Origin of the sequence: Tenacibaculum sp. MAR_2009_124 (genome assembly GCF_900105455.1) — a bacterium.
In the GTDB taxonomy this organism is placed as follows: Bacteria; Bacteroidota; Bacteroidia; order Flavobacteriales; family Flavobacteriaceae; genus Polaribacter.
In genome coordinates, this window is the sequence record NZ_FNSF01000001.1 from 465,805 (window position 1) to 484,429 (window position 18,625).

General features: G+C 32.0%; 17 protein-coding genes. 10 read left to right on the forward strand and 7 right to left on the reverse strand.

Features of this window, described 5'->3' with window-relative positions; genetic code table 11:
• Positions 1-37: 37 nt before the first annotated feature.
• Positions 38-901: an RluA family pseudouridine synthase gene (locus BLW23_RS01290; RefSeq protein ID WP_093667446.1), complete on the reverse strand. Its 864-nt coding sequence runs from the start codon at positions 899-901 to the stop codon at positions 38-40.
• 156 nt (positions 902-1,057) lie between these two features.
• Positions 1,058-4,348 carry a S41 family peptidase gene (locus tag BLW23_RS01295; protein WP_093667447.1) on the reverse strand — a complete coding sequence of 1,097 codons (3,291 nt, stop codon included), beginning with the start codon at positions 4,346-4,348 and terminating at the stop codon, positions 1,058-1,060.
• Between the two features lie 195 nt (positions 4,349-4,543).
• Between BLW23_RS01295 and BLW23_RS01300 the strand changes: the two genes are divergently transcribed.
• Genes BLW23_RS01300 through BLW23_RS01310 form a run of 3 tightly spaced genes read left to right on the forward strand, consistent with a single transcriptional unit; the run spans position 4,544 to position 6,311 of the window.
• Positions 4,544-5,074, forward strand: a complete 531-nt coding sequence (locus BLW23_RS01300; protein WP_093667448.1) for an HD domain-containing protein — start codon at positions 4,544-4,546, stop codon at positions 5,072-5,074.
• A 4-nt stretch (positions 5,075-5,078) separates the two neighbouring features.
• Positions 5,079-5,870, forward strand: coding sequence for a hypothetical protein (locus BLW23_RS01305; RefSeq protein ID WP_093667449.1), 792 nt, complete (start codon positions 5,079-5,081; stop codon positions 5,868-5,870).
• A 12-nt stretch (positions 5,871-5,882) separates the two neighbouring features.
• Positions 5,883-6,311, forward strand: coding sequence for a hypothetical protein (locus BLW23_RS01310; protein ID WP_093667450.1), 429 nt, complete (start codon positions 5,883-5,885; stop codon positions 6,309-6,311).
• 35 nt (positions 6,312-6,346) lie between these two features.
• Here the strand turns inward: BLW23_RS01310 and BLW23_RS01315 are convergent, their stop codons facing one another.
• From BLW23_RS01315 to BLW23_RS01325, 3 genes are read right to left on the reverse strand one after another with little or no spacing between them, the layout of a single operon-like run.
• Complete coding sequence (locus BLW23_RS01315) at positions 6,347-8,131, reverse strand: aminopeptidase P family protein (RefSeq protein ID WP_093667451.1); 1,785 nt, start codon at positions 8,129-8,131, stop codon at positions 6,347-6,349.
• 11 nt (positions 8,132-8,142) lie between these two features.
• A complete protein-coding gene (locus BLW23_RS01320) occupies positions 8,143-9,057 on the reverse strand; it encodes a 3-hydroxyacyl-CoA dehydrogenase family protein (RefSeq protein ID WP_410529744.1) in 915 nt (304 codons plus the stop codon).
• Between the two features lie 23 nt (positions 9,058-9,080).
• The gene (locus BLW23_RS01325) at positions 9,081-10,046 is read right to left on the reverse strand and encodes a Gfo/Idh/MocA family protein (protein ID WP_093667453.1); all 966 of its coding nucleotides are present in this window, start codon (positions 10,044-10,046) and stop codon (positions 9,081-9,083) included.
• 181 nt (positions 10,047-10,227) lie between these two features.
• On the opposite strand from BLW23_RS01325, the gene BLW23_RS01330 reads away from it, so the two are divergent.
• From BLW23_RS01330 to BLW23_RS01360, 7 genes are all read left to right on the forward strand, one after another.
• Positions 10,228-10,869: a protein-L-isoaspartate(D-aspartate) O-methyltransferase gene (locus BLW23_RS01330; RefSeq protein WP_093667454.1), complete on the forward strand. Its 642-nt coding sequence runs from the start codon at positions 10,228-10,230 to the stop codon at positions 10,867-10,869.
• A 520-nt stretch (positions 10,870-11,389) separates the two neighbouring features.
• On the forward strand, positions 11,390-12,220 hold the full coding sequence (locus BLW23_RS01335) for a hypothetical protein (RefSeq protein WP_093667455.1): 831 nt from the start codon (positions 11,390-11,392) through the stop codon (positions 12,218-12,220).
• A 291-nt stretch (positions 12,221-12,511) separates the two neighbouring features.
• Positions 12,512-13,780 carry a hypothetical protein gene (locus tag BLW23_RS01340; RefSeq protein ID WP_093667456.1) on the forward strand — a complete coding sequence of 423 codons (1,269 nt, stop codon included), beginning with the start codon at positions 12,512-12,514 and terminating at the stop codon, positions 13,778-13,780.
• Positions 13,777-14,703, forward strand: coding sequence for a glycosyltransferase family 2 protein (locus BLW23_RS01345; protein WP_093667457.1), 927 nt, complete (start codon positions 13,777-13,779; stop codon positions 14,701-14,703). The genes BLW23_RS01340 and BLW23_RS01345 overlap by 4 nt, the downstream gene beginning before the upstream one ends.
• A gap of 1 nt (position 14,704) precedes the next feature.
• The gene (locus tag BLW23_RS01350; RefSeq protein WP_093667458.1) at positions 14,705-15,880 is read left to right on the forward strand and encodes a phenylacetate--CoA ligase family protein; all 1,176 of its coding nucleotides are present in this window, start codon (positions 14,705-14,707) and stop codon (positions 15,878-15,880) included.
• A 4-nt stretch (positions 15,881-15,884) separates the two neighbouring features.
• Positions 15,885-16,628, forward strand: coding sequence for a glycosyltransferase family 2 protein (locus BLW23_RS01355; RefSeq protein WP_255362702.1), 744 nt, complete (start codon positions 15,885-15,887; stop codon positions 16,626-16,628).
• Between the two features lie 25 nt (positions 16,629-16,653).
• On the forward strand, positions 16,654-17,634 hold the full coding sequence (locus BLW23_RS01360) for a hypothetical protein (protein ID WP_093667459.1): 981 nt from the start codon (positions 16,654-16,656) through the stop codon (positions 17,632-17,634).
• A 24-nt stretch (positions 17,635-17,658) separates the two neighbouring features.
• Here the strand turns inward: BLW23_RS01360 and BLW23_RS01365 are convergent, their stop codons facing one another.
• Both BLW23_RS01365 and BLW23_RS23105 read right to left on the reverse strand, forming a co-directional pair.
• Positions 17,659-18,390 (reverse strand): hypothetical protein, encoded by a 732-nt coding sequence (locus tag BLW23_RS01365; protein WP_093667460.1) that lies wholly within the window; start codon positions 18,388-18,390, stop codon positions 17,659-17,661.
• 75 nt (positions 18,391-18,465) lie between these two features.
• A complete protein-coding gene (locus BLW23_RS23105) occupies positions 18,466-18,621 on the reverse strand; it encodes a hypothetical protein (RefSeq protein WP_176829727.1) in 156 nt (51 codons plus the stop codon).
• Between the last annotated feature and the right edge of the window lie 4 nt (positions 18,622-18,625).

The window sequence follows — 18,625 nt, forward strand, 5'->3', positions numbered from 1 at the left end:
TATTCAGTCGTAAATAAGTTGGAAAACTAACAATACATTAGGGGAATATTCTTTGAAATTTTTGGGGTAAATTACTTGATTTTTTTATTGTTTTTAAGGTAAAGGGGTGAACAAATTCAAGATAGGATGCATGAAGGTAAAGCCCATTTCCTTTTAGAATCAAACCCTCTAAATAATAGTCTTTATCTCCCAGAATAGGGGAGTTTAGGTTGAATAAATGTTTACGGAGTTGATGTCTTCTTCCTGTACTCGGCTGAAGTTCAATTAAATTTAAACAGCCAAACCGTTCAGAAGGTACAGTTTTTAATACAGAAAACTTTGTCAAAGCAACCTTAGAATCAATAGGGGTGTTAATTTCTCCATTTTTAGACAAATTACCTATTGAAATAGCATGATAGGTTTTTTTGATCAATTTTGATTCAAAAAGTTTGTTTAGCTCAATAATACAGGAAGCCGTTTTACCAATTAACAGCAATCCACTTGTTGGGTAATCCAAACGATGTACAGGTCTTGGAATTGTAGCATCACTCAGACTGCTCTTTTTAAGGTTTTGAGGTAAGGCATTGTTAATCGTAGCAAAAGAGTTTCCGCTAACCAAAACACCTGCTGGTTTGTTTATAATCGCCAAATATTCATCTTCAAAAAGTATTTCTAAGGTAATATTGAATTTCTTTTTTGAGGTGTTAATGGAAGTTTCTATTTCGTAGAGTTCAATTTTCTCATTTCCTTTTATTAACAAGGCAGTGGAAGCTTTTTCTCCATTGACAAAAACCAATCCTTTTTTTATAGCTTTTTTCAAGGCTGATTTCGTAGGAATCGTTTCAAAAATACCAACAGCATATTCCTGAATACGAATAGTAGTATGTTGTTTTTTAGAAATATGTGTCGCTATGAGTTTCAAAAGCTAATTTTTAGTTAGGATAATAAAAAACGGATTGTCAATTCAAAATTAAACAATCCGTTTCTAAATACAATCAATAAAATTATTCTATTGATATCTTTTTATGTCAATCTCTTATAGTTACTCAGAGTGATTTAAACCTACTGAAAGGATTAACTAGTTATCAGTTTTATATCCAGACGGGCGCTTCCATCTTACTGGAGGTGTAGGTTCAGGTTTGTAGTCAAACTCCTTGTATTTTAGAAGTCGCAAAGCTTCATTTACTGCAGCTTCTAATTGAGGATCTTTTCCTTTGTTGACTTCTTTAGGAGATTGAATCACTTCAATATCTGGAGCAACACCTTCACCTTCAACGGCCCAATTTCCATCAACATCAAAGAAACCTCCTCTTGGTGCTACCATTCTACCACCATCAATAAAACGAGGAGTATCCCAAGTACCAACTAATCCTCCCCATGTTCTCGTACCTACTAATGGACCGAGTTTTTTCATTTTAAACATATATGGAAGTAAGTCTCCACCCGAACCGGCTCTTTCATTTATAATCATAACTTTAGGACCCCAAATTCCTGCCATTGGTGTTGTCCAAGGTTTCTTGTTATTTGCTTTACTGTTGAAATAACCAAAAGGCTCTCGAGCCATAATATCAATTATATAATCGGCTGCACTTCCTCCACCATTATTTCTTTCATCGACAACAACTCCTTTTTTATTTTGTTGTGAAAAATAATATCTATTAAAAGAAGTAAATCCACCACCGCCAGTATTTGGTACATATACATAGGCTAACTTTCCATTTGACATTTTGTCGACCTTTCTTCTATTACCTTCAATCCAATCTATTGTTCTTAATCGTCTCTCGTTTGAAACAGGCTTAATTAAAATATCTTTGGCACCTTTTTCACTTGGTTTAGAATTAACTTTGATATAAATCTCTCTATTGGCTGTTTGTTCTAATAATTGATAAGGATTCATATCATCAGTTAAGGAAACTCCGTTAATGGCAATTAAATAATCACCTTTTTTAACATTTGTACCTGGAAGCCCTAAAGGAGCTTTAATAGAAGGATTCCAGCGTTCTCCTTTATAGATTTTTGAAAACTTATAAAAACCATTGTCTTTTTCGAAATCACAACCTAACAACCCTACAGAAACTCTTTTAATATTTGGCGTGTCACCTCCCGATACGTATGAATGACCAATAGCGACTTCTCCGCTCATAATGTCAACCACATAGTTTAAATCTGTTCTATGTCTCACATGATCAATCCAAGGAGAATACCATTTGTAAATATCATCCCATGGAGCACCATGTACATTATCAACATATAAGAAATCTCTCATAAATCGCCATCCTTCTTTGAATATTTGATGTGCTTCGGCTTTTGGATCTACTTTAATTTTAAAGTTAGTTTTTACAGTGCCTTTTCCTGGTTTTATAGGTGACTTACTGCTTGCAATGGCCCAACTTCCTTTTTTATAAAATAAAATTGAGTTTAAGTCCTGAGATATAGATAATGAGCGAATTTCTTTGCCATATACTGTTACTTTTTGCTTGGTAACATCATAGCTATGAACAATTGAAGATCGAGATTCATCGCTAAACTCGGTAATAAAGACTTTGTCTTTTGGCCCTTCTAATAGAGAAGTGTAATTTTTAGAAGCTAACTTTAAAGGAACGACGCGATTTAAGATTCCGTTTTCATCAATAACGACTTTAACCTTTTTAGAGTCTTTATCTTTTTTGGAATCTTTAGCGTCTTTTTTACCTTTTTTCTTCTCTTTTTTGTCTTTCTTGTCCTCCTTTTCTTCTTCTTTTTTTATTTCTTCTTCGTCGGTTTTCGGATGATTAGGAGCTTTGTCCTTTGAGTTTAAAACGATAGCATATAAACTTCTTGTTACCGATGGATCGTAAGAACTCATGTCTAACCAGCCTGAAGTTAACCCATAATTAGTACTCGCTAAAGTGTAGATATATTTTCCTGAAGCATCCCAAACTGGACTGATGGCATCTGCCATTGGATCGGTAAGCTGAATGGTCTTTTTAGAACTAATTTGATAAGCAAAAATTGATTTAAAGTGGTTTTCATTTTGCTTTGCATAAGCAATCCAATCACTATCTGGTGACCATTTTGGATGCATAGTTCTAACTGGATGCGCATAGCTGTCCGTTGCAACGGTTTCAGCTTTCTTTGTTTCAATATTTACAATCCATATATTGAAATGTGTATCCGTAAAAGCTAAATATTTACCATCGGGAGACCAATCAGGTGTAAAATAAAATGTCGGATTAGGTAATGAAATATAAGATACATCATTTCCATTTTGATCGGCTATGGCAATTTGATACTCTCCACTTTTATCAGAAAACCAAGCAAGTTTATCTCCTTTAGGAGACCAAATAGGATCACGATCTGCTACTCCAGGAGTATTTGTAATATTTCTCCACGTTCCATTTTCTTTAGGAGCTGTGAAGATTTCACCTCTATATTCGAAAATAGCGCGTTTTCCTTTCGGAGATATATTAGCATTTCTAAGATTTCTTCCAGAAACATCCATCCATCGTTCTCGTGCATAGTTTAAATCACCTTTTACATTAACCGTTACTTGTTGAGATTTCGTTGTTAAAGGATCAATAAAATGAAGGTAACCTCCTTGTTCATAGATAATTCCTTTTTCGCTTGCATCTAAGCTTTTAACATCGAACTTTTTGTGAAAAGTAATTTGTTTTTCAGTATTTGTTTTGATGTCATACGACCAAATATTACTGGTGTAATCTCTTTCAGAAAGATAGTATAAAATGCCATTACGCCAAACAGGATCTAAATGTCTCTCTTTATCTTTTTGAGGTGTATAGGTTAGCGAGTTGTTTTCTAAATTAAGAATCCAAATTGGGTAGGCCTGACCTCCTCTATAGTTTCTCCATTCAGCATCCCAGCTTGTGAACGGAGTATAAGCTAAGTACTTTCCATTGGATGAAATTTCTCCATATGCGGCTCTTGAATCTTTCATTTTTTGAGGCATATCTCCGCTAACAGAAACAGTGTATAGCTTATTTGTTTGTGTTGGTTTAGATTCTCTTGAAGATCTAAATAATATTTTGTTGTCAGGTGTCCAACCTTGAACAAAGTCGCCACTTGGGTGAAAAGTTAACCTTTTAGGCTCACCTCCATCAGCAGGAATAACAAATACATCAGTATTCCCATCGTATTGAGCGGTAAAGGCAATCATTTTACCATCATTTGAAAAATGAGGATTAGATTCATAACCCGAATCGCTTGTAAGTCTTATGGCATCACCGCCATTTAAAGAAACTTTCCATAAATCGTTTGCATACACAAAAACAATATCTGTTTTTGATATGGTGGGTTGCCTTAATAGTCTTGTACCTTGCGAGAAAGCAAAAGAACTCATAAAAAGACAAGCCATAGCAATAGCTTTTTTCATGTTTAAATTAGTTTATAAGGTATAATAACCAAAGCTAATTAATAAGATTTTAACAGCTAGTGAAAAATATGTTAAAGAAAAATGTAATCAGAAGATTATCTAATTATTATTGAATTCGTTGAGGGGGATAGATTTAAAAAAATAAATTAGAAAAAATTTAAAATATGTAAATTTACCATCTAAATTATAAAGACTATGACACAAGAAATTTATCAAAAAGCTATGAAGTTTGCTGGTGAAAAACATAGCGACCAAAAAGTTCCGGGAAGTGAAGCGAATTATTTATTACATATTTCCAATGTTGCTATGGAAGTGTTAATGGCATATACTCATGAAAAAGTGTTTGATATTGATTTAGCTATTCAATTAGCAATTTTACATGATACGATTGAAGATACTTCAGCAACATTCGAAGAAGTTCAAGAAAGATTCGGAGAAGAAGTTGCTCGAGGTGTATTGGCATTGACAAAAAATAAAGAACTGCCTTCAAAAAAGGAAAGCATGCTCGATAGTCTTGATAGAATTAACAACTTATCGAAAGAAGTAGGGTTGGTAAAACTAGCGGATAGAATTACAAACTTGCAAACCCCTCCAAACTATTGGGATTCTGTAAAGATTAATGGGTATCAAGAAGAGGCAAAGCTTATTGCTGAAAAATTAAAGAACAAGAATGAATATCTTCACAATCGTTTGTTAAAGAAGGTAGAAGAGTATAATAAATTATAGAACTATGAAAAATAAAGAATTATCAAAAAGATTAGCTTTGATCCTTATTTTTTGGGCTAACATTTCGTTTTCTCAATCAAGTAAGTTGAATATTGTATCCGGGAATACCAAGGAAGTAAAATATCTTAAAATGGATGATTTTTACCTTACCCATTATTTGTATATCGATTTGTTTTTAAGAGAAGGGCTTTATTTGGATGCGGATGAAAAAGAGGTTTCGTCAATGTTAAAGTCAATAAAAAAGTATGTCTCAGATAAAACACCAATTGAATTTGAAATAGAAAAGCCATCTAAAAGAAACTATAAGGTTAGGGTAACTACTTTTAAAAAAGATGAAAATACTGAACTATTAATTGCTTTTACGAATTGGAGTGTAAAAAGGAAAGAATTTGAAAAGGATATAAAGATGAAGAATAATTCTTACACTAGATGGTACTTTTTGAATGGTGATAAAATGACATATAGAAAAGATATGTCCCGTGAAAATGATTATTCTACAATGAGTAAAATTGATTTGGCAAATGCCTATTTATTTGATGAATTATCTGATAATGATAGTGAGATTGAAGGAATTCTTCTGAGTGAGCTTAAAAATCAAGAATTGTCTTTAAGAGATAAAATAATGGCGAATCTGATATTACTAAAATATCAAATTTTTAAAAGAGACAATTCGAATGTGTTTAAGCAAGTTGAGTATTTAGAAACTTTATTTGAAGAAATTAAATCTGACATGAGATTAAGAGGACTAAAGGAGGCTTTTAGAGTTACAAAATTTCAGATAGAATTAATGAAATAGAAATTTTATTTCATGGGAAATATCGATAAATCAATCCAAGAGTATTCCAATATAGAGTTACTGGATCGAATTGAAACAACAATATTGAAGTCTTCGAAACGAGAAGCTCGAGAGGAGTTAGGTTCTAGAAATTTAACTGTTGAGGAAAGAAAAGAATTAGAATTTCAATATAATTTATTTCAAAGAAATAGAGAAAAACGAGAAAAAGAACCGCTTACAAAAGAAGAATGGTGGTCATTTTTTATACTTCCTTTTTTTACACCTACTTTTGGTCATCTTGATGAGTTTAGAGATGATGATTTTTCAGTATCTGAATTTGAAAGATATAAGGAGTATGGCTTTGATAAGAAACTCAAACAAGCAAAAGAACTAAGAATACTAGGAGTTTTGTTTTGGGTTCTATTAATTTTTATTACGGTATTAGTGTATAAAATTATATAAAAAAACCTAGCTTTTCAACTAGGTTTTCTTTATTTTTAAATGGCTTTACATTTCTTTTGTAACCATTGTTTTTCATCTTCATTTAACAAAGGAGAGAGTTTGTCAAATACCAACTGATGATAGTTGTTTAACCAGTTTTTTTCCTCCTTACGTAACTCTTCAATATTGATTAATTGTGTATCAATATAGCAAAGCGTTAATGCCTCAAAACCTAAAAATGTTCCGAAATCGGTTGTATGTATCTCTTTCGATAATACAATGTTTTCGGTTCGAATACCAAACTCGTTGGCAACATAACACCCAGGTTCAATGGTAGTCAATTGATTTGGTAAGTGAGGAGTAGTACCACGCTCTGTGGTTGGTCCAGTTGTAAAACCTTGAGCAGGTTCATGAACCATTCCAAAACTACCAATTCCATGTCCTGTACCATGAGGGTAATTCAATCCTTTTTTCCATAAATGAACTCTTGCAAATGCATCAATTTGAGCACCTGTAGTTCCTTCTGGAAATTGTAATTGATCTAATTCAATATATCCTTTTAAAACACCCGTATAAGCTGTTTTTACTTTCTCACTTGGTGTTCCTCCTAACCAAATAGTTCTAGTAACATCCGTAGTTCCATCTTTGTATTGAGCACCACTATCAACTAACAAAATTCCTTCGTTCGAAACTTCAGCAGAGTTTTTTTCAGGAGCGGTATAATGAATGATAGCGCCATTTCCTTTGTACCCTACAATTGCGGGAAAAGATTCACCAGTATAATATTCTTGTTGTTGTCTAAAACTATCGAGTTTTCTCCCTGTTTTATATTCAGAAATTGTTTGATTTTCCAACTCCTTTTCTAACCAAATAAAGAACTTTGTTAACGCAACACCATCTTTAATCATACAGTTTTTAGAACCTGCAATTTCTACTTCATTCTTAACAGCTTTCAGTCTTTTAACCAAAGAATTTTGATAAATAAACTCGCCATTAACCTCTTCAAAACAGGCATAATTTAAACTAGAAGAATCGGTTACAATTCTTTTGCCTGAAGTTGTTTCGGGTAGTGTTGCAGCGATTAAGTCATAATCTTTAATACTAATATTTAGTTTTTCAAAAACGGCAATTGCATTTTCAGAGAAACGATTAGTATTACAAAATAAAAGAGTCTGTTCAGTACCTACAAGAGCATATGCGGTAACTAATGGTGTAAAGTCAACATCTCGAGAGCGAATATTGAACAACCAAGCAATTTCATCTAAAGAAGAGATTAAATAGAAATGGGCTTTCTGCTTTTCAATTTCAGCTTGAATTTTTCCTAGTTTCGATGCAGTAGTTTCTCCTGAAAATTCTAATGGATGAATTTCTACTTCAAAATTTGGTAAACTCGGCCTATCCGTCCAGATTTCTTTAGCAAAATGAAATTCATTCTTTAATTTTATATTTTTTGGAGAAGTAAAGTCGAAGATATAATCAATTTGCGATTTTGAAAATTGTCTATAATCCACTCCAATAGTTGAGCCCTTATCTAAAGAATCGCATAGCCAGGCTACATGCTCTGGAGCATGCGGAATTGATTGTTTGTAAAGGGTAACTTCAGAATCTTTACATTCATCATCAAACTGCAAAAAATAACGAGAATCTGTCCATAATGCAGCTACTTTTTGCGTTACGACTAAAGTTCCTGCGGAGCCAGTAAAGCCTGAAAAATAAGTGCGTAATTTCCAATGATCGGCTACATATTCCGATTGATGTGGATCAGTAGAGGGTATAATAAAGGCATCTAAATCGTTAGATGCCATATAGTTTCTTAGTGCTTGTAGTCTTTTAGCAATCATAAAGTCAATTGTTAAGAAAACATTTTAGCAACTTTCTCTGCTTTTCTGCTTTCGCTGTAGTCATAAAAACCTTCACCAGATTTTATTCCTAACTTTCCAGCGGTTACCATGTTCACTAATAAAGGACATGGAGCGTATTTAGGGTTTTTAAATCCGTCGTACATTACATTTAAGATAGATAAACACACATCTAATCCAATAAAATCAGCCAATTGTAAAGGCCCCATTGGATGTGCCATCCCTAATTTCATTACGGTGTCAATTTCAGCAACACCGGCAACTCCGTTGTACAACGTCTCGATAGATTCGTTGATCATTGGCATTAAAATACGATTAGCCACAAAACCAGGATAGTCATTTACTTCAACAGGTACTTTGTTAATTTTCTTTGTTAAATCAACAATCGTTTTCATTACTTCATCAGTAGTATTATAGCCTCTTATAATTTCTACCAACTTCATAATAGGTACTGGATTCATAAAGTGCATTCCAATTACTTTTTCAGGTCTGCTAGTTGCTGCAGCAATTTGAGTAATAGAAATAGAAGACGTGTTGGTGGCTAAAATGGTATTTTCACCAGAGTGCTCATCAATATCTTTAAATATTTTTAATTTTAAATCTACATTTTCGGTAGCCGCCTCAATAACCAACTCTACATTTTGAACACCATCTTTTAAATCTGTAAAGGTAGTTACGTTGTTTAAGGTATCGTTTTTATCGTTTTCTGTAATTCTTTCTTTGGCAATCATTCTATCCAAATTTTTGGTAATGGTTGCCAAACCTCTATCTAAAGCCGCTTGAGAAATGTCAATTAAATGTACATTGTATCCAAATTGTGCAAAAGTATGAGCAATCCCATTTCCCATGGTTCCTGCTCCAATTACAGCTATGTTTTTCATGTGTTTGTTCGTTTGTTTATATTGAATATTTAGTTTGTCTTTAATTGGTATTAATTGTCAAAACAATCAATTACTTGTTGTGCTACTCTTAAAGCTTCAGCTCCTTGAGTTAAAGAAACAATAGGAGTGGTATCATTCAGAATGGCATCGGCAAAGGATTCCAATTCGTCAAGAATAGCATTGTTTTGAACAATTTTAGGATTGTCAAAGTAAATTTGTTTTTTAATGCCTTCAGCATTTTGCAAAATCATAGCGAACTCTCCAGGCGTTTCAGGAGCGTCTTTCATTTTAACAACTTCTGATTTTTTTTCCAAGAAGTCTACTGAGATATATGCATCTTTTTGAAAGAATCGTGATTTACGCATGTTTTTCATTGAAATTCTACTAGCCGTTAAATTGGCTACACATCCATTTTCAAATTCGATTCTTGCATTAGCAATATCTGGAGTTTCTGAAATTACAGATACACCACTAGCGTTTACTTTTTTTACTTTTGATTTAACGACTGATAGGATAATATCAATATCGTGAATCATTAAATCCAGAACAACAGGAACATCAGTTCCTCTAGGGTTGAATTCAGCCAATCTATGTGTTTCAATAAACATAGGAGTTCCTATCATGTCTTTTACGGCAGTAAACGCTGGATTAAAACGCTCAACATGTCCTACTTGACCACGAATATGATGTTGACTAGCCAATGTTTTAATAGCTTCGGCCTCCTGTAATGTATTGGTTATAGGCTTTTCAATGAAAATGTGTTTCCCTTTTTCTATGGCCTGTTTAGCACATTCAAAATGAGAAAGTGTTGGAGTTACAATATCAACAACATCAACGGAATCAATAAGTTCTTCAACCGAATTGAATAAGGTGTATCCGAATTCTTTTGCAACCTTTTCAGCATTTTCTGTGAAAGGATCATAAAAACCTACTAATTCGTACTTTTCTGATTGTTGTAATAAACGCAGGTGGATTTTTCCTAAATGTCCCGCTCCTAAAACTCCAGCTTTTAACATGTTTATTTTTCGTTTTAATTTTGAAGAAACCTAAATTCTCTTTTTTCAAAGAATTTGAAGTTGAATCCTCGTAATGAAAGTGTTATTATCTAGTTAATGATTTTGTTAAAATCAACGCTAACAAAGATACACTTTTAAACATATTTATTCCTATTTTTGAACCACCGAAATTGACACATTCGTGAGAGACACTACCAAACATCAAGGACTAAGAAATCAATTAGCGGCAACGCTAGAAGCAAAAGGGATATTTGATACTAATGTATTGAATGCTGTTAAAAAAATTCCACGCCATTTATTTATAGATAGCAGTTTTGAAGAGCATGCTTATCAAGATAAGGCGTTTCCTATTGCTGCAGATCAAACCATTTCTCATCCTTATACGGTGGCATTTCAATCGCAAGTGTTAGAAGTGCAGGAAGGTGATAAAGTTTTGGAGATAGGAACAGGATCGGGCTATCAAACGGCCGTTTTGTTAGAATTAAAAGCAGAGGTATACTCTATAGAACGTCAGCATGAATTGTTTAAGAGGACATCTAATTTTTTGCCTAAGTTAGGATATAGACCTAAACGTTTTATTTTCGGAGATGGTTATAAAGGTTTACCAATGCAAGCACCTTTCGATAAAATTATAGTAACGGCTGGGGCTCCTTTTGTGCCTAAAGCTTTACTTGCTCAAATAAAGGTAGGAGGTAGGTTATTGATTCCAGTAGGTGATGGAGAGCAGGTAATGACTTTATTTATTAGAAAATCGCCAAAAGAATTCGAAAAACATGAACTTGGAGATTTTCGATTTGTACCAATGCTAAAGGAGAGGAATTAGAATTCCATATACTACTTAAGTTTTATTTCTCCCATTTAAATAATTTGATTTCTTTTTAACACAATTCATTTACAAGCTAAATTTACTGGGATAAAACGCTCTTTTTTTCCTTTTTTATTTCTTTAATTTTTTTAAGAATGTTTACAATTTGATACTTTGGATGCTTATACCAGTAATCTCAATAGGTAAAAGGTATCACATAATGCTAGTTCGTGAACTCATTTAAACTTTTTCAGTTTAAGTGAAAATTAAAGATTATTAATTCTGTTTTTTCCTTTTTCTGATAAAAGAAGAACTTATGAGTTAGGGCAAATGTTTTTCAGTTACTAATTTTTAAAACTACTTTCAGTTTTGAGAATTGAAGGAGTAAATAATTAACTTTATTCTTTAATCTACCGCTTTCAAGGGCGAATATTGAACTCTCGTGGTCTTTTTTATTATACAAGCTCAAAAAAACGGCAATTTTGATATAGAAATTCGCCTTTAAAAAGAAGCTAATATCGTATAAAAACTATAACTTATGAAGAATTTAATATCGATTATTACTCCAGTAATAGATCAAATGCAAGAGAGTCATTTAAAATCTCAGTTACTACGTTACTTTCCTTTACAGACTAATGAGTTTACAACTATTGAAAATTCATTTAAAAGCTTAACTTCAAAAAAGCAATCTAAAGAAATCTTAAACTTATTTTTCAAGAGTTGGAGTCAAACTAATAACAGTGCTATGACAGTGGCCGGTTTAAGTAATAGAATGACTATGTTAGTTCATAAAAATAAACCCGTTGTTAGTGAGCATGATTTGTTTAAAGCTGTAGCTAGTTTAAATAGAATCGTAGATGAAGACCTTGCTGTTGTTGGTAGAGTTTTACATTCTGAATTGTTCTATACAATGGCTACAAATATAGCGGGCGATGATAGCTGGCTATCAAAGCAATATTTAAGTAAAGAAGCAAAAGCATTTAAAGCTTGGAAAGATAAAAACTCATTAAGAGATAAGGATATTATGATTGGTTTGTTAACTACACTTGTGCATGAAATTTATACACATGGTGAAGTGGAGTATATTATTCCGAAATTTAATACTTGGTTAGAAGCAGAAGGAACCTATACTGATGATGAAATTGCTACTTCACTAGCTTGGATTCAAGTACATTGTGGGGCTACGGAGAAAGATCATTTCTTCCATGCTGTAGATGCAGTGAATTCTTATGCAAAAGCTCAAAATATAGATGTTACTACTTACAATATAGAAGAGATAATTACAACGTATTTACAATTGAAGTCTGAAGTGATGGGAGTTTTGGATATTCAAATAGCGAAAGCTGATGAGTTAGCTTTTCAAGCATAATTTGACTTTTTAGGGTAACTGACATTTTTTTAGAAATTTGAAAACGGGTCAAAAATAATACTGATGAGTGTTGTTATAAATTGACAACGAGAAATGAAGGAATCTCTCGGTTGAAAATTGAATTACTTAGCACTGTTACTTGAGAATGATAGTGTGTCATTTATAGTTACCGTAATAAGGTTCGTATTTAGAGCTAAGCGCTTGTAATACATTAAGAACTCATTATTGCTATATAAAAATGGCTTGAACTGACATATAAAACACCTACCTAAAACATTATTAATAATTTCAATGGAAAGAATCAAAAATCAAACGAGCATTATAAAAAGTTATACTTTATCTAAGAACAGGATAGATTATGAGGATTTAATGCCGCAATTAGAGGGATACTTCGGAGAGGTTCCGCTCGGAGGGAAAGATACTTTTATAAATATACCTATGGTTGTTGCTCCTTTTCAAATCGAAAATCTTGATAGATTAAGTCAGTTGTTAAATGAAGCTATTCAAAAAATAGTAAGTAACTATTTTAATGATGTCAGAATTCGGAATATTTACCAATTAGATAAAGGGCTAGAGAGTATTCTGAAGCAGGCTGAGTCGGTTCCTTACAAAGTAGGGATGTATCGTCCTGATTTCATTTTTGATAAGAATGGACAGCCAAAAATTTGCGAAATAGGATGTAGGTATCCTATTAATGGATGGATGCTTAGTTATTATACACGCTTAATTTTTGACAAACTTTCTACTGAAAACAATATGAAATGGATAGATGTATATGAAAGTAATCAATTTTTAACAACGATATCAAAAGATTTCAATGTTAAAAAAACAGTGTATTATGTTCATGATTTGGAAGGAGGTACTGAGGCGTATCAGTTTTTTAATGAACTGGCTAATATAGGTTTTACAGTTAAAGATATTTCACCAAAAGAATTAACATTAAAGAATGGTAAACTTTCGGTAAATGATCAAATTGCTGACCAGTTCATTGTTGAAATGGATAGAGAAGAGCTCAAGCAAATTAACCCCAAAATTCGTCAAGCACTTATCGAGTCCGAAAAATGTTTGAATGATTTCAGAACACTAATTCTCGTTCATGATAAACGTGTATTATCGGTTTTGTTTGATGATGAGATAATGGGTGATTATTTAGAAACCGAAGATTATAATTTTTTAAAACGTTTTTTAATTCCATCGTACATTTTAGATTCAGAAGAAAAGAGAAATAAATTCATCCATTTAAATAAAAACTGTTTGCTTAAAAAGAATAGTGGAGGAAGAGGAATTGGTATTTACGTGAAAAATGAATGTTCCTCAGAAACTTGGGAGAAAGTAATTTTAAATCAATGGAAGGAATATATGCTTCAAGAATATGTTGATCAGAAAGTGTTTAATATAGAGCGTGAAGGAGAAACCAAAAATGTAAATATGGTAGGAATGCTTTTATGTTATGATAACAAATCTTACGGGCCTGGAATTTTTAGAGCTTCCTCAAAAAGTATAATCAATGTTCATAGCGGAGGGTATATTTTACCAACAGTAATCTCGAAAGAATCATGAATATCTCGATAGTACTTCCTTTGTATAATAAAGCTCCGTTTGTTAAAGAAACATTACAGTCAGTCTTTGATCAAACTAAATTACCTTTTGAGCTTGTTATTGTTGATGATAAAAGTACGGATGGAAGTTTGCAAATAGCAAGAGATTTTCTTTACAGTAATAATACATTCACAAGGAATGTAAGAGTTGAAATTGTTGAGTTAGAAGAAAATGGAGGTGTTAGTGTGGCTAGAAATGTTGGTTTTGAGAAAACTACAGGAGATACTGTTGTTTTTTTAGATGGAGATGATTTGTATGCTAATGACCTATTAGAAGTATCAAATGACTTAATGATAAATTATAGTATGGACTTCTTGATCATAGGAATTCATTTATTTCCAAGTAATACTTTTCTACCAGATTTGGGAAAACTGAATCAAAAGCTAATACCAATTTTTGATGATGTTTACAGAATTGAAGAACCTTTAAAAGCAGTGAGCTCCATGCATTTCTATATGGGGTTGGGAAGCAATGTAATTGCGAAACGAAAATGGATGGAATCGATTCAGTTTTACGAAAAAAGGAATTTTTATGAGGGTATTGATTACTGGTATAAAGTATTAAAAAGGGTATTACGTAAAAGGGATAATAGCATTGGTCTTTTAATGGGAAATAGGATTAAAGTAAGGGAAGTAGCAGGAAGTGCTTCTCGTAAAAAATTCGGTGCTTGGTATGAAATTGCCGAAGCGCCATTATTAAATTCTTGCAAAGGAAGTGAAAATAGATATGATAAATTGATGATGGGGGTAGTAGGAAAACGTTGGTTACGCTACAGTATTAAAAACTTAAAAACGGTAAAACAGAAAATCATTTTCATTTATAAATACAAACACCTTTTCAAAAACCAGTTGTATTATTTTTTTCTCAGAACCATGAACAGATAGAATGATAAATCAAAAATTACGCAATCATTTTTCAATAGTAAAAAAATCTTCACTTTTTAAGAGTTATTATGAAGGTGTTGATGCTGATACTATTCCTGGTCCTATTGAAAAACACGTATTAAGAGATATTTTAGAAACTCGTTTTCAAATTGAAAACGAAAGGGAAGGGGTTTATTTAGTTCGTTCTGGAGGATCAACTGATAAGCCTTTGATTTTTCCCGTTGATATTAAAGAAAACTTATATCAGCGTGAGTTACTAGCGAAGGAGCTCGTTGAATTTGGTGTGTTTTCATCTAAAACCATTGCCTTAAATTTATTTAGCTATACAAGCATGTATAGATCAGCGGCTATTTTAGATGATATTTTAGAAAGATGCAATGCTACTACCATTGCGTGCGGTGCAAAAACACCTTTTGAATACATGTTTTCTTTGGCTTCAAAATTCAAAGCAAATATCGTTATAGGTACTCCGTCAGTATTAACGCTTTTTGCACAATATGTTATAGATAATAAGCTAACGTTAAAGATTGATAACTTACTTTTTGCTGGAGAATATTTATTGAAATCTCAGGCTGAAATCATTAAAAAAGCTTTTAATACGATCCACATGTACTCCTTATATGGTTCCGCTGAAACAGGAATTTGGGGGTGGTCGTTATATTCTGAAAACTCAACTTCTTTTGAGGTGCTTGATGATGTTATCATCGAAATTGAAAACCCTGACGAAGAAGGTAATGGAATGATTGTAGTTACAAATCTATTGCGTAAAAGATTCCCTGTTTTTAGATATTATGTAGGTGATATTGGACATCTTGATTATAAGGATGGTAGACAAATTCTTACCTTAAAATCTAGAGAATCAAAATCTTTTTCTATTGAAGCAACTTCTTATTTCTTGGATGATTTTGATATGCTTTTAACAATTGTCGATAGATTTCAAATTCAACTTTCTTTGGATGTTAATTTAAAAACAGAATTAAAGTTTTTAATCATCAAACCAACGCTTAATAAGCAAGAAAAAGAAGGAATAGCAAATAAAGTTGAGGAAAGACTTAAAGGGATTTTAGATATGAATCCTGATTATTTCACCTTGAAAATAAACTTGGTTTCTCAAACAGATTTATATAGCAAACCAACAACATCAAAAACACCAATAATTATTGATTTCAGAAACTAATACTATGAAACATACTATAAACATTGAATTGTATGTGCTTTGTTTTAACGAACAAAAAATGATTAGACATACTCTGAATTATTATTCGAAATTCTGTAGTAAAATTGTCATTATTGATAATCAAAGCACTGATGATTCGATTGAATTAGCGAGTAAGTATGAGCATGTAGAATTTAGATACTTGGATTCGGATAATGAGTTTGTTGAAGATAAACTCAGAGAAACTCGAAATAATTGCTGGAAAGGGAGTGTTGCCGATTATGTGATAGTATGTGATATGGACGAGTTTTTGTATGATGAAAACTTAATGGAAAAATTAACACTAGCCAAACAGAGAAATATTGTAATGCCAATGATTGTGGGGTATAATATGATCAATGATAATTTTCCTTTAGATTATGATTCGTTAATTACTACTCAAATTAAGTTTGGTAAAAGGTCAAATTGGTTTGATAAGAATATCATTTTTGATCCTAAAAAAGTGAAGGAAATCAATTTTAGTCCAGGTTCGCATCAATGCTACCCTGTTTTTTATGAAAACACTATAACTGATGAATTACTTGAGTTAAAATTGTTGCATTATAAATATTTAGGAAGAGAGTATCTTTATAAAAAACACAAAGATTACGTAAACAGAATGAGCGCTATAAGTAAAGAAAAAAAACACGGCTATGAATATTTAGATGGAGAAAAACATATTGATAATGTATTCGATTCTTCAAACTATATCACTAAAATAATAAACTAAAATTTCCGAACTCAATTATAAAACTATGGATTTTACAATAGAATTTACCTCAGGAGGTAACCATGGGCATCAATTAAAAGATGCTTTAGGTGGATTGACCATTGGTAAATTATTTAATTTAAATTATGTACATACACCTTATAGTTATCTAGATTACTTTGGTCTTGGATACCAATGCATAGTAGTAACTAAAGAAGAACGTCTATTAAGGTATAATGCTATTATTCGAGTTGAAGGCCCGCTTTGGTGTGGAATTGATGAATATGACGAATTGTTAGAGTATTTCGAAAAAGCACTACCTCCAAGAAATGAAAATACGTTGGTGGTTTTCGAAAACGCCTTGAGAATTCATCCTTTTCAAACGATTCCTTGGTTTTTAAATAATAATACTGAACGTAATATTTTTGCTGAAATTCAGAAAGAAACTTCACAAAAGTTTAATGATTTGCATGATTTGAAAATTTCCAACCTTAAGTCTTCAGTTCAAGTTGTCATGCATATTAATAGGGGGAACGATTATGATAAAGAGAAATATCCAAGTCATTTTTCTACACCCTTTGCGGTTAGATACATGTTTGATATGGATTATTATGAAAACACCTTAATTCATATTGAAAAAGCATATGGAATAGGGAATGTGAAGGTTGTAATTTATACAGAAGAAGCAAACTCCGAGGCGATAGTAGAACGATTTTCTAAGAGGCCAAATACAGAGGTTAAAATAGGCTCCAACAGAGAAGAGAAAAACTACGATCAAATTCATGGAATTTTTAGAGCTTTTGTAGAAGCAGATATTTTAGTGTGCTCTAATAGTAGCTTCTCCGTGATGTGTGCGTATTTCCGAAAGGGAAGAAAAACTATTTATCATCCTCATTTACAATTGCGTTATTTACCTGAGCCCAACTATATAAAAACAGATGATGCTGGAGCTATTGATGTAGAAGTTTTAAAGCAAGAAATTACGAAGGATATTTATAATTTATCAGCTTTTGAGGTTGCTGAATAGCTTTTTTAATTGGAGAAAGGATAATTAAAATTCTCGAAAATCTTCATGTATTTTCTTCTCGTGTATTGTTAGGTTTTCAATTATGTCTAAATAAGAGATTCGTATCGAATTTGATTTTACATAAAAAAGTTCTTTGTGATCAAAACTGAATAAAGGGATATATAGCGATACTTCTGTTGAATCAGTTGTGATTAAATCATTTCTTTTAAAATTTCTGAATTTTTGTTTCCTATCAATTAATAATAAAGGTTTATTATAAATTAGATCTTTGACAGTATCATAACTTGAATTATATTGATGAACATTACTCCAGTAAATTGAATTTACGAACTCTTTATATGATTTTCTTATTTGAAAGGATTCGAAAGGATTGATAGAAAATACTCCAGCTCCAGTTCCACAATCGAGACCATATTCATGTTTATTTTTATAATAGGGAAACGATACTTTATTTCTCAGATGTAAAAAGAATATAGAATCATTAACGGGAAATAATTTTTTATATCTATAAGTCCAAACTAAATAAGGTTTTAAACTTCTATTTTTAAAATTTATGAGAAAGGAGTTGTCTTGCTTTTCAATTGATAGAGAACAATTCTTGTTTTTAATTTCTTTTCCAGTTTCTATGTTTTTATCACTAAGTAAGTATAAGATATCCGGTGTAAAATAACCTCTGAATATATATAAATCAGTTAAATAAAAGGTTAAGACTACCAATAGACTTGTAATCACAATTTTTTTTAATGTCTTTTTCATAGCGTGAATATAGGACTAAAAGCAAAAAAAATCCGCCTTAAAAGCGGATTTATTGAATTTGAATAAAGAAATCAACTATTCGGCAGTTGCATCAGCAACTAACACTTCTTGTTGATGAGAGTTTTGTTTAGTTTGCTTAGTTTCAGCTAAACCACAAGGGCTTGTACTTCCGCAAGAAGAAAAACCTAATAAACTAACTATACAAATTGCAATAAATACTACTTTTTTCATTTTT

Coding starts and splice junctions, on each gene's coding strand:
- BLW23_RS01340 (WP_093667456.1), top strand. CDS start 12,512: ATGGAAAGAATCAAAAATCAAACGAGCATTATAAAAAGTTATACTTTA.
- BLW23_RS01345 (WP_093667457.1), top strand. CDS start 13,777: ATGAATATCTCGATAGTACTTCCTTTGTATAATAAAGCTCCGTTTGTT.
- BLW23_RS01325 (WP_093667453.1), bottom strand. CDS start 10,046: ATGTTAAAAGCTGGAGTTTTAGGAGCGGGACATTTAGGAAAAATCCAC.
- BLW23_RS23105 (WP_176829727.1), bottom strand. CDS start 18,621: ATGAAAAAAGTAGTATTTATTGCAATTTGTATAGTTAGTTTATTAGGT.
- BLW23_RS01295 (WP_093667447.1), bottom strand. CDS start 4,348: ATGAAAAAAGCTATTGCTATGGCTTGTCTTTTTATGAGTTCTTTTGCT.
- BLW23_RS01310 (WP_093667450.1), top strand. CDS start 5,883: ATGGGAAATATCGATAAATCAATCCAAGAGTATTCCAATATAGAGTTA.
- BLW23_RS01365 (WP_093667460.1), bottom strand. CDS start 18,390: ATGAAAAAGACATTAAAAAAAATTGTGATTACAAGTCTATTGGTAGTC.
- BLW23_RS01355 (WP_255362702.1), top strand. CDS start 15,885: ATGAAACATACTATAAACATTGAATTGTATGTGCTTTGTTTTAACGAA.
- BLW23_RS01300 (WP_093667448.1), top strand. CDS start 4,544: ATGACACAAGAAATTTATCAAAAAGCTATGAAGTTTGCTGGTGAAAAA.
- BLW23_RS01350 (WP_093667458.1), top strand. CDS start 14,705: ATGATAAATCAAAAATTACGCAATCATTTTTCAATAGTAAAAAAATCT.
- BLW23_RS01315 (WP_093667451.1), bottom strand. CDS start 8,131: ATGATTGCTAAAAGACTACAAGCACTAAGAAACTATATGGCATCTAAC.
- BLW23_RS01305 (WP_093667449.1), top strand. CDS start 5,079: ATGAAAAATAAAGAATTATCAAAAAGATTAGCTTTGATCCTTATTTTT.
- BLW23_RS01335 (WP_093667455.1), top strand. CDS start 11,390: ATGAAGAATTTAATATCGATTATTACTCCAGTAATAGATCAAATGCAA.
- BLW23_RS01360 (WP_093667459.1), top strand. CDS start 16,654: ATGGATTTTACAATAGAATTTACCTCAGGAGGTAACCATGGGCATCAA.